We start from the raw sequence: 11,466 nt of genomic DNA, 5'->3' as shown, positions 1-11,466 counted from the left end.
GCTACCAGTTATCACCCTTGTTAGGGACACATTTACTACACACAGAGGTAGGAATAATAAATGGAGACAAAACTAGTAAGGATAGCAGAATTAGCAAAATCTGATCCTTAGAGATTAGAAAGGTTCTGTGAATGGTAACTAGGAGGAGCCGTGTGCGTTAATAGCGCAAGCACGGTTCTGTGAGGGGGGTGGAGTACAATTTACCGCAAGGTAAAAAGGCTCCCTTCTACTCGACTAGCTGTACAAGTTATAAATTTAATGGTTTAAAGTTATAGAGTATTTCTTTGAATGAGGAATGCTTTTTATTTTTGTTTAAAACAAAAATCTACAATAAAAATGTTATTTAAATTAATAAAAATTTATTGAAAAACGATAAAATATATATTAAAATCAAAATCAGAGTAAATAAGTGAGGTGCTTTTTATGGAAAAAGTAACAACGTTGTTTTTAAAAATAGCTGTTATTCTTTTAGGAGTCCCAGTTCTTGCTCTGTGCATCTTTTTGGTGCCTGAGATGGCAAATCTTGCAGCAAAATTGCTTCAAGAGTTTGCTTTTATAGAATATCTCGTTTTCATCGCTTTTGATGTATCGGCGATACCTTTTTACTTTGCTTTGTATCAGGCTTTCAAACTCTTACGCTATATTGACAAAAATAAAGCTTTCTCCGATTTATCTGTAAAAGCTTTAAAGAAAATCAAATACTGTGCCATCACAATCAGTATTTTGCATGTGCTAGTTTGGCCGCTCTTCTATATCTTTGCGGAAGTAGGCGACGCACCAGGAGTTATCTTTGTCGGATTGGTTGTTCCTTTTGCTTCGATGGTTATCGCAGTCTTTGCGGCTGTTCTCCAAAAACTTTTACAAGAAGCAATTTATATCAAATCAGAAAATGATTTAACGGTCTGAAGTGAATAACAATGGCAATTATAATCAATATTGATGTGATGTTAGCAAAAAGGAAAATGAGCGTAACAGAACTTTCGGAGAAGGTTGGAATAACAATGGCGAACCTTTCTATATTGAAAAATGGAAAGGCAAAAGCGATTCGATTCTCTACTTTAGAGGCAATTTGTAAGGCTTTAGAATGTCAGCCTGGAGATATTTTAGAATACAAAAGTGACGAAGACAGTTAAACATTGTGGAGGAAACTTAATATAACAATTATTAGTGGAGGTATAACTATGGACATTAACAATTTGATTATAGAAAATATTGCTAACCATCATGAGCTGGAGAGAATGTATAGAAAAGACCCGAAAGCTTTTAAAAAGTCATTCTCACACGCATGGGAACAAAATCCTGATTCTCAGGTTCTTGGTGTTTGGTATGAAAGATTGCATTTCAAGGAGACGGCAAATACAGAAAAATCTTCCTTGCTTCAAAAAGGTTTCTTATTCATGGGCATTTTAGCCATTCTGGCCGGGATAAGCACCAGGATCATTTTCCATTTTGTCGAACAGGAAGCAATTGCTCCAATTAACCTGGCTTTTGGTATAATTCCCTTTATTGCTGCCTATTTTGTTTACAATAATACTCCGAAAAAAAGTGTTATTTATTCCCTTGCAACGTTGTTCCTAATTTCCGGGTTTTATCTTAATATGCTGCCATTAAATTATAAAGACAGTATTATCCTTGCTTATTTACACGTTCCCATATTCTTATGGGTATTGGTAGGGCTTGCATTTACAGGAAATGAATATTCAAAAGGCAGTACAAGATTAGCCTATATTAAATTTAATTTGGAATATTGTATTCTCTACGCCAGCATGGCAGTTAGCGGAATGGTACTAGCGGCATTAACCATGCAGTTATTTAGCTTTGTTGGCTTGGATATAGAAGATTTCTATTTTAGTAATGTCGTTTTATTTGGTGCTGCCGCTCTCGCTATTGTGGCTGCATACCTGGTATCAATGAATCTTAAACTTGCTAAGAATATTACACCATATATAGCTAAAATTTTTAGTCCTCTTGTCCTGGTCACATTGTTGGTCTACCTTATAACGGTTATATGGGTCGGAAAAAATCCATTCTTGGACCGCAATTTCCTGATAGCCTTCAACGGAATACTCCTTGGTGTATTGGCCGTTACCATATTTTCCATTACCGAGAGCGACTCAGACGAGAAAAAGAACATTTCAGATTATATAAATTTTGCCTTAATTGTTCTTGCGCTTATCATTGACAGTGTGGCTTTGTCAGCCATCGTGTTCAGACTTTCTTCTTATGGGATTACGCCTAATAGACTTGCTGTTTTAGGAGTAAACATACTTATCTGGGCAAATCTAATTTGGATTATGCTCTCCTATATGCGTTTTCTACAAAACAAATCCGGACCTTCAACTATCCAAGATGCCGTTACTAAGTATTTGCCGGTCTACGGACTTTGGGCAGCTTTCGTTACATTTACTTTTCCTATAATTTTTAATTAGAAAGGCTCTGTTAATGTAACGAAAAGCTAATCTTCTATAACGTATAAAATCCTCAGAGCCGATATTATGCAGCTTTTTATACAGAGTTGCATAGTTTTGGCTTATTTTCATTACCAAAGTTAAAAAAGAGGGTATTCAAACTAGAAGACATAATATATTGTTGCAACTGGATTCTTTAAAATATGTCCAGTTTCATGTGCCCAACGAAAAGGACTTCATGAAACGTATTTGATTAGCTAAACTTGCAGGTTTTAAGTTTGAGTTTGATTTAGATTAAATGTGAAAAGATGTACTTACACTAAAGGGTGCTTTAGTTGAAGAAAGCCACTGATTTTTATCAGTGGCTTTTTTGTTTGTTTAATGGAAGACCTTTATCATGAACTATTTATTCAATCACGGCGGAATTCTAGTTACTTAATTCCATTAATAATTCGTGGACAATGTGTTGTTCAAAAGTTTAATTCAAGAAAAAATGGTATAATTTTTAAAAAAATAGGGTAAAGGGGAAGTGAAAAATGATAGATCTTAATGGTCGTAGCTTTGTTTCGATTGAAAATACGGATAATGGTGAAGTTTCTTCAAAGACTATTTTTGATTACACACAAGAGGGGCATATTATCTCAGCAACTTACAGTGGAGGGGAAATTGTAAAAGGAACATTGATTGGAGTAATAAAGGATGACGGTTGCTTAGAGTTTAGGTATAACCACGTTAACAACAAAAATGAAATTAGAGGTGGACAATGTATTTCTACTCCTGAAATCTTACCAGATGGGCGACTTAGGTTATATGAAAATTGGAAATGGCTTGATTCTGAAGCTACTGAGGGAAATTCAATTATTGAGGAAATTATCATTTAAAACTATTGAACGTACTAAATTATCCCTATTATGTAACGGGGGGCTTTAGTTAATAAGGTTTAGGTATTCCTAATAAAGAAACTCACCAATTATTGAGGGTTTTGCTTTTTTATATACCAATAACGATGTCAAAACGAATACCGTTTCTGTACTTATTTTTAGAAAAGCATCTCAAAACGGAAGCCTTTATGCTTGGCACATGCCGTTTTTAGACTACTAAATTAAGAGCAATCATCAAAAAGCCGAAAACCTGCAAGATAAATTCATCTTTTGCATGTTTTCGGCTTTTTATTGAAGATTACATTTGAATAGGGTGATCGGTTGATTCTGACATTCTTTGTTTCTTTGATTTTTTAAAATACAATAATTCATATACACATGGGATGACGATTAATGTCAAGAGGGTAGCGAGAGCCAGCCCGCCTATAACAACAACCGCCAAGCTTTGAGAAACCAAGCTTCCGCTCTGAGAAGCTTTAAACAAGAGTGGAATCATCGCACTGATCGTTGCGATGGCAGTCATCATAATCGGCCTCATTCTGGTAGCCGTCGCTTCCACAATCGCTTCGCGAATACTCATTTTTTCTTCATTTTGTCTAACACGGTCAATTAAAACAATCGCATTGGTTACAACTATTCCAATCAGCATAAGCGCTCCAAGCAGGGCGGTGATATCCACGGAAATCCGGCTGATTAAGATTCCTAGAATCGCACCGATGGCTGCTAACGGCAGGGAGGTTAAAATGGCGATTGGCGCTTTAATCGACTTAAACGTGATGACCATAATCAAGAACACAATTCCGATGGAAACGAGCATCGTTAAGAAAAGATCGGTGAAATCCTCCATCTGCTGCGCACTTGCCCCTCCAACAAGAACTTCTACATCTTCAGGGAAATCCATTCCTTTATTATCTTTTTTGTCACCGAATATTTCTAAATTAATCTTGGTTGAAATTTCAGAGAGCTTAGCAGGATCGACGGATGCTATGACACGAAGGTAGGTTTCTCCATCTTTATGGAATTGGCTCGTTGAGCTCTCAGCCACTTTTAAGGCTGCAACTTCAGAAACGGGTACCATTCCACTTTCGGTTATTATGGAAATGTTTTTCAAGTCGTTTTCCGTTTTGGTGTTTAGTAAAGGTTCAAGAACAACGGTCGTTTGTTTTTCATTTATCGTGATCGACCCAAGTGGTGTTTGATTTAACATGACACCAAGCTGCTGGGCAATCTGCTGTGTATTACCTTTTGCAGGATCTACGACAAGAGAGTAGACGGTTTTCTTTTCATCTTGATTCGTTGTTACTTTCTCAACACCGTCAATATCCGATGCTATTTCTTTAATATTGTTAGCTGTTTTTTCCAGTTGAACTATATCCTCACCAATCACATCGATGGTAATAGTGGTTCCTGACCCACCCATCATAAACGAAGCTGTTGCGACTTCTAATACAGCATCCTTATAGTCGTCTTTTTTCTTTTCTATTTCTTTTAGAACTTTATCGGTATCGTCTTTATCTTTTAATAGAATACTAATTATCGCTTCGGTTGGAGAACCGATTTCGCCAAATTGAGCGGAATCAGCTGAAGAACCGACTTGGTTAAAAACATATTCAACCTCATCCAATTCAGCTATCGAATTTTCAAGCTCGAGTGCCTTTTCTTTGACTGTTTCAAAAGGCGTTTCATTTGGGAATTTCAAGGTGGCTGAAACAAAGTCGGCAGAAGAATTGTCAACGGCACCCTTCGGTACAGCAAAGTAAGCACCTATCGATCCTGCAAACAAAAGGAAGGAAATCGTAAAAACTATCCATTTATGATTTAAAGACCATTTGACTGCTTTTGGAAAGCGAACAGCAGGTTTATGTTCAGGAAGCTTTGTATTTTTCAACAAGCCCGCACTCATCAACGGAACCACTGTCAATGCCACAAGAAGGGAAGTGAGCAATGAATAGGTAACCGTTAAGGCAAATGGTAAAAGGAATTCCCGAAGTCCACCGTTTAATAAACTCATTGGCAGGAAAACCGCGACGGTTGTTAGCGTGGAGGCCGTAATTGCAACACCCACTTGTTTCGTTGCATCAATCACCAGTTGAACGGAAAATTTCTCTGTTTGCATTTTGCGGTAAATATTTTCAATGACCACGATACTGTCATCAACAAGTCGCCCAACGGCAACGGCAACACCGCCGAGTGTTAAAATATTTAACGTTACCCCGGACCGTGACAGTAAGAACAAGGTAAAACAAAGGGATAGCGGGATGGAAACAATCGTAATAAACGTTGTACGGATATTCCGTAAAAAGATCATAATCACAATCGTAGCAAATAAAGCACCAAGAAGAACTTCTTTCATCATCGTTTGAACCGATGTTTCAACCATATCAGCTGATGCCACATAGATCGTAGATTCTTGCGTATCGTATTTTTTGTTAATTTCCTTTGTTACTTTTTCAATTTCTTTACTTATAGTGACAGCATTTGAATTGCTGTCCTTCGTAATACTGATGCTTAATGCTTCATTCCCGCCGAAACGGTTAAGAAAATTGGATTGGTTTTTTTCCTCAATCGATGAGATATCCTCAAGCGTTACATTGGGTGCGACTGGCAGGTTTTTTAGTTTTTCAAGACTTGATAAGTCGCCAATCACCTTAATATTGCTGGTTTTTCCGTCAATATTCTTTTCGCCGATGGCAAGAGCAGTGTTTTGACCTTGAAGAATTCCGAGCACACTCTGAAGGGATACTTGGCTTTCGGCTAACTTTTGATTATCAATTTTTACTGAGATAACAGGGTCAACTAAACCATAGGTTTGAACTTGGGACACACCGTCAATATCTTTGTATAACGGTTCAATTTTTTCTTTTACCAATTCCAGGTTTTCAGTCGTGAGGCCTTCTTTAAATGTTACTGCGATGTTGGAGATGGGAATCATGGAGGTATTTAGCTGCGAAATGATTGGCTTTGATATGTAAGCTGGAAGTGCTACATGTGTTAAAGCCTCTTGAACATCTAATTTTGCCTGTTTCATGTCGGAACCTGCTTCAAAGAATAAATCAACCTTTGAAAAGCCGTCTCCCGTTGAGCTATAAACTGAATTTTTTCCCTTAATTCCGGTAACCGCCCGCTCGATTGGAGAAGTAACTTCACTTTCCATTGTTTTTGAATCGGTTCCTTGGCCCATCGTAATAATGGTTACCTGCGGATTGTCTGCAGAAGGCAAGAACTCCATAGGTAATCTAAAATAACTGACGACCCCAATGATTAATACTAAAATCGTCATCAATGATACAGCGGCTTTATTACGAAAAGCCCATTTCGTGAAAACTGACATAGGTAAATCTCCCCTTTGATATAGATATATAGTCCAAGTAAAATCGTAACATAATTCTGAAATTTCTACCCAATATTTACCATAAAATTGCAAGAGATTAACAATCTCTTAATAAAATTTGATATTATATTTCATCAACACCGCCTTTTGTGAAAAGTTTTTTGTAGTGCTTTTTGACGAATATGTCATCATCGAAATCCCTACCTAAATATCCCATATTTCCTTTGTTTTGAGGAGACTGAATTTTTTCTACGACTTAAGTCTTACAGAGTAAAAGGCTGATTAATAAAAGAAAGAAGTGCCCGGCACTATCCAATAATTGGTTGGTGCCGGGCACTTTTTGTTTTTTACTTTAAATATTTTCAATCGTTCATCTACAGTACACAATCCGATTATTAACTAAGGATGTTAAAAAGAGATTGGAGAAATGAAGATGAACATGGCTTGGAAAGAAATGAAGAAAAATAAAGGCAATTTTTTGATTTAAGGTTCCATTGTTTACTTTGACCATCGTGCAATTGTAGCGGTTGGGAGTTTGATTAGCGGTATTATTTTATCAGTATTCACACAATGGGGTCTTTTCCAGTTTTTGGATTATCGTAAAGAAGGGTTTACTATACTTACGATTATCGACTTAGAAAAATAGAAGAAACTTATTCAAAATGGAAAAATGGAGAAGTAACAGGTGTTTTGTTTATGGAAATGCTAGAACTAAAGAAAAATACATTTTATTAATTTATGAAGGAATACGAAAAAGCAAAGTAGCACTATTCATATAGAAAGTTACTTTGCTCTTGGCTGCACGGACCTGGTATTACCATTAATGTGGGAAATAGCTGGAGATTGCACATTTTCCGTAATAAGTGATTGTAAGATTTGCAAGATTTGTGATATTTGAAATAATTGTTGTTAAGTTAAAGGGCATTCAGTTTAGAATATTGCCTCCTTCTAAATTGCCTTTACCTTCACCGGCTCCCATTATTTTCAACCGCTCTTTTACGATTTTTGCCCCGTATTTCTTATCATTCAACATGTTGTATTTTTCCATTTGTAATGTTAAGTTTTTTCATTCTATACTGCAGGCTTTGCCGGCTTAAACCTAGTAAACTAGCAGTTCGTGAAATATTTAAATCATTTTTTTGCAGAACATGGTCAATATAGGATTTTTCAAATAGCTCCATTTGGTCCTTTAAGGGAACTGCAGCCTCTCCACTTTCTCTAACAAATGTGTCCACCATTGAAAGAGGGATCATTCTCTCTTTCATTTGCATTTTACTTCTGTATTGATATGGTAAATGGGAGTAAAGAATCATTTCTTCATCCATAATAATGTTCATCGCGGCTTCGATAATATGTTCAAGTTCACGAACATTTCCTAACCAATCGTGCTCCATAAAAGACTGTCTTACTTCCTCAGATAAGCCTTTTACATTCATTTGAAATCGGTCATTGTATTTTTCAATAAAGTGTTGGACTAATAATGGAATATCTTCCTTTCGCTCCCTTAATGGAGGAATAAAGATGGTTACAACACCAAGACGGTAATAAAGATCTTTGCGCAAATGATTATTGGCAATGGCGTCAATGGGATCCTCATTAATATTGGCAATAACCCTTACATCAACAGGTGTATCTTTCGTATCACCTACACGTCGTATTGTTTTTTCTTGAAGCACACGTAATAATTTTGCTTGAAGATTTAGATTTAAGGAGTTGATTTCATCAAGCAACAATGTTCCCCCATTTGCCTGTTCAAATAAACCTGGGGTATCGACTGCTCCGGTGAAAGCGCCGCGTTTGGTCCCGAAAAGAAGACTTTCTATTAAATTATCAGGAAGAGCTGCGCAGTTTTGTGAAATAAAAGGAGCTGATAATCGATTGCTCGCGTTATGTATACTTTGGGCAAAAAGTTCTTTCCCTGTCCCTGTCTCCCCAACAATCAAGACATATGAGGAGGTACGGGTGGCTCGCTTTGCACCTTCAATAACTTCGTTTATTGTATGGCTGCTGCCAATGATACGATCAAACGTAAATCTAGGTGTTCCCTTACTATTAATATTCACTTTTATCAGGCGTTCTAATTTTGTTACATCGTTGGCAATTTCTACAGCACCTTGAATTTTTCCATTGTTAAAAATAGGAAAGGTATTGTTAATCGTCGTAATTTCGCGACCTTTGTTATTAAAATAGGTTTGCTTGACGTTATACGTTTCTCTGCCTTCCTGTAAAGCTTGTACAAAAGTACTAGATTGATCATCTTTAAACATAAAAACATCTAATAGATTTTTATTAATAACATCCTGAATATCCATAGATTCCATTTGCATTATTTTTTTGTTGTAAATAATCGTTTTACCCGTTTCATCGACTGCATGGACACCTACATCCACTTCGTCCAAAATCCGTTCATACATTTTGGTTAAATATTCAAGATATTGAATTGATCTTTTTGAAATTTCCATAATCATTTCTCCTTATTTAAACCTGTTATCAACTATTAAAACAAAAAAATCTTATTAACACAAAATTATTTTGCGTTATTCTCAAAAAATATAGATTTTCGCAAAGGTTTATTGCACCAAGATAGTGGAAATCCCCTTAAAACTGCAAAAAAATAAATTGACGCATAAATTGCATAAATAAGGTAGAACAAACCTGGGGAGTATGTTCAGTCCCGCTGTTTCATTATCATCAGATCCAGAATATAAACGTGGCTTTGGGCCAATGTTACCGGGTATTAGCCTCTAGTTTTAGGGGATGGGTATAAATAGTAATATTGCTGATAATGTCAAAAGGTTAATTTTCACCCCGTACTTGAAACCAACCAAGATTATGAAAAAAATATTGTATCAAAAAAAAGACTCTTTCTATTTCATTAGAATGAGTCTTTTTGCAGTTAAGGTGCAAAATAAATAAAGATAGTGCCAAGAAATTTGGCATATTGGTTTCACAGAAAGTTCACAAATAGGGGTTTTTACATTTGGCACGGAAATTGCAATTTAATAGTTTGAAATAGTGATAATTTTGAATTATTTGGCTGTTGTAAAGTTTCCTATAAGCCTGATCATCAAAATGTGACAGGAATGTGAAGTATTATTTTTTGAAAATTTTATCGCTATTATTGGAAACAAAATGGAAACACATGCATTTTTAAGGAGATGAAAGGAGAAATTCTATGTATTTACAAGAAAACAACACAAATGAATTGAAAAGAACGATGAAGACTCGGCATTTAGTTAGGATCTCACGCTTTGCCTAGGTGAATTGTCTATAGCAATGCCAGTTTCTGGGTCCTTCCAAACGTATACAACGAAATTTATTAACGATTCCAAAATCGATTAATTAAAAAGAATCGTGAACAGGACGGAAGCGACGAACAAGAACTACAGCTACAGACTGATATAAAAATGATTATATAAGATCTTTAAAAAAGCTAAGATGACAAATGTTTTTGTTTAAAGTTAATTCCTATTGAATTAGATGTGATTTCCTTGTAAAAGAAATAGATACCTTCAAAAATCATCAAAGGGGGCTTAACATTGAAAACAGGTACGGATCGTGTAAAAAGAGGCATGGCTGAAATGCAAAAGGGCGGCGTCATTATGGACGTTGTGAATGCAGAGCAAGCAAAAATAGCAGAGGAAGCAGGAGCGGTAGCTGTTATGGCATTAGAGCGCGTTCCTTCTGATATCCGTGCAACTGGCGGGGTAGCAAGAATGGCAGATCCACGAATTACTGAAGAAGTCATGAATGCGGTTTCCATTCCAGTTATGGCAAAAGCACGTATCGGACACATCGTAGAAGCCCGAGTACTTGAGGCAATGGGCGTTGATTATATTGATGAGAGTGAAGTTTTAACACCAGCAGATGAAGAATACCATCTAAATAAAAAAGCTTACACTGTTCCATTTGTTTGTGGTTGCCGTGATCTTGGGGAAGCCGCACGCCGTATTGGTGAAGGTGCATCCATGCTTCGTACAAAAGGAGAGCCGGGAACTGGTAATATCGTAGAAGCTGTTCGTCATATCCGTAAGGTAAATGCACAAGTACGTAAAGTCGTTACAATGAGTGAAGATGAACTGATGACAGAGGCAAAGCTACTTGGAGCACCATATGAACTACTTCTTGAGATTAAACATCATGGACGCCTACCTGTAGTAAACTTTGCAGCTGGTGGAGTAGCAACGCCTGCTGATGCTGCACTTATGATGCAGTTAGGTGCTGATGGAGTATTTGTTGGTTCAGGAATCTTTAAATCTGATAACCCAGTAAGATTCGCTAGAGCAATCGTTGAAGCAACGACTCACTACCAGGACTATAAACTAATTGCAGAGATTTCAAAAAATCTTGGAATTGCAATGAAAGGTATTGAAATTTCAACTCTGCCTCCAGAAGCACGTATGCAGGATCGTGGTTGGTAAGGAGTTTTTCTATTGCTTAAGGTCGGAGTATTCGCATTACAAGGGGCTGTACGTGAACATGTTTGTTCGATCGAAGAAGCTGAAGCAGAAGCTGTTGTTATTAAAACGATAGAACAGCTTGGAGAAGTCGATGGGCTATTTCTTACTGGTGGAGAAAGTCCAACGATACGCAGAATAATAGATAAATACGATTTCATGGAAGACTTAAAATAATTTGCTGAGGAAGGAAAGTCGACGTTTGGGACTTGTCCTGGCTTAATTATATTGGCATAGTATATTGTCGGCTATGATGCTCCTCATATCGGAGCAATGGACGTAACTGTAGAACTCAATTCATTTGGGCGTCAGAGGGAAATCTTTGAAGTGAATCTTGATATTAAGTACGTATAAGGGGCACCTCCGCTTTTTCTAAAAGAAAATTTCTT

Annotated in this window: 7 protein-coding genes and 3 pseudogenes; 8 read left to right on the top strand and 2 right to left on the bottom strand. The window is 36.7% G+C overall.

Translation table 11 applies throughout. The features are described from left to right. Window positions 1–423: 423 nt before the first annotated feature. The 4 genes from CHI06_RS20545 to CHI06_RS20530 all read left to right on the top strand — a co-directional run bounded on the left by CHI06_RS20545 (window position 424) and on the right by CHI06_RS20530 (window position 3,289). A complete protein-coding gene (locus tag CHI06_RS20545) occupies window positions 424–906 on the top strand; it encodes a DUF2975 domain-containing protein (protein WP_095250457.1) in 483 nt (160 codons plus the stop codon). Window positions 907–917: 11 nt separating this feature from the next. Beyond that, entirely contained in the window at window positions 918–1,133 is a 216-nt protein-coding gene (locus CHI06_RS20540; RefSeq protein ID WP_027323032.1) for a helix-turn-helix domain-containing protein, read from the top strand. Between the two features lie 48 nt (window positions 1,134–1,181). After that, on the top strand, window positions 1,182–2,429 hold the full coding sequence (locus CHI06_RS20535) for a DUF4153 domain-containing protein (protein WP_095250456.1): 1,248 nt from the start codon (window positions 1,182–1,184) through the stop codon (window positions 2,427–2,429). Window positions 2,430–2,944: 515 nt separating this feature from the next. Then, window positions 2,945–3,289 (top strand): n-acetylglutamate synthase, encoded by a 345-nt coding sequence (locus CHI06_RS20530; RefSeq protein WP_179292717.1) that lies wholly within the window; start codon window positions 2,945–2,947, stop codon window positions 3,287–3,289. Between the two features lie 298 nt (window positions 3,290–3,587). Here the strand turns inward: CHI06_RS20530 and CHI06_RS20525 are convergent, their stop codons facing one another. Continuing rightward, a complete protein-coding gene (locus CHI06_RS20525) occupies window positions 3,588–6,620 on the bottom strand; it encodes an efflux RND transporter permease subunit (protein WP_095250455.1) in 3,033 nt (1,010 codons plus the stop codon). A gap of 1,022 nt (window positions 6,621–7,642) precedes the next feature. After that, window positions 7,643–9,082, bottom strand: a complete 1,440-nt coding sequence (locus tag CHI06_RS20520) for a sigma-54 interaction domain-containing protein (RefSeq protein ID WP_179292716.1) — start codon at window positions 9,080–9,082, stop codon at window positions 7,643–7,645. A 181-nt stretch (window positions 9,083–9,263) separates the two neighbouring features. Here CHI06_RS20520 and CHI06_RS30700 point away from each other — a divergent pair. The 4 genes and pseudogenes from CHI06_RS30700 to pdxT form a co-directional block, all read left to right on the top strand. Beyond that, window positions 9,264–9,365: pseudogene (locus tag CHI06_RS30700) on the top strand (hypothetical protein); the annotation flags it as partial. A 504-nt stretch (window positions 9,366–9,869) separates the two neighbouring features. Beyond that, a pseudogene (locus tag CHI06_RS31155) lies at window positions 9,870–9,944 on the top strand (hypothetical protein); the annotation flags it as partial. Window positions 9,945–10,159: 215 nt separating this feature from the next. Continuing rightward, window positions 10,160–11,041 (top strand): pyridoxal 5'-phosphate synthase lyase subunit PdxS, encoded by an 882-nt coding sequence (gene pdxS / locus CHI06_RS20510; protein ID WP_095250454.1) that lies wholly within the window; start codon window positions 10,160–10,162, stop codon window positions 11,039–11,041. Window positions 11,042–11,053: 12 nt separating this feature from the next. Next, window positions 11,054–11,428 (top strand): annotated as a pseudogene (gene pdxT / locus CHI06_RS20505) (pyridoxal 5'-phosphate synthase glutaminase subunit PdxT); the annotation flags it as partial. Window positions 11,429–11,466: the final 38 nt, after the last annotated feature.

The sequence above is a fragment of the Bacillus sp. 7884-1 genome, from assembly GCF_002272245.1.
Lineage (GTDB): Bacteria > Bacillota > Bacilli > Bacillales > Cytobacillaceae > Neobacillus.
The sequence above is the reverse complement of the archived record's forward strand: the minus strand, read 5'-3'. Positions and strand labels throughout refer to the sequence as shown.

What these genes read in the sequence shown, in the direction of transcription:
- CHI06_RS20545 (WP_095250457.1), top strand. Translation starts at nt 424, where the DNA reads ATGGAAAAAGTAACAACGTTGTTTTTAAAAATAGCTGTTATTCTTTTA.
- CHI06_RS20540 (WP_027323032.1), top strand. Translation starts at nt 918, where the DNA reads ATGGCAATTATAATCAATATTGATGTGATGTTAGCAAAAAGGAAAATG.
- CHI06_RS20535 (WP_095250456.1), top strand. Translation starts at nt 1,182, where the DNA reads ATGGACATTAACAATTTGATTATAGAAAATATTGCTAACCATCATGAG.
- CHI06_RS20530 (WP_179292717.1), top strand. Translation starts at nt 2,945, where the DNA reads ATGATAGATCTTAATGGTCGTAGCTTTGTTTCGATTGAAAATACGGAT.
- CHI06_RS20525 (WP_095250455.1), bottom strand. Translation starts at nt 6,620, where the DNA reads ATGTCAGTTTTCACGAAATGGGCTTTTCGTAATAAAGCCGCTGTATCA.
- CHI06_RS20520 (WP_179292716.1), bottom strand. Translation starts at nt 9,082, where the DNA reads ATGGAAATTTCAAAAAGATCAATTCAATATCTTGAATATTTAACCAAA.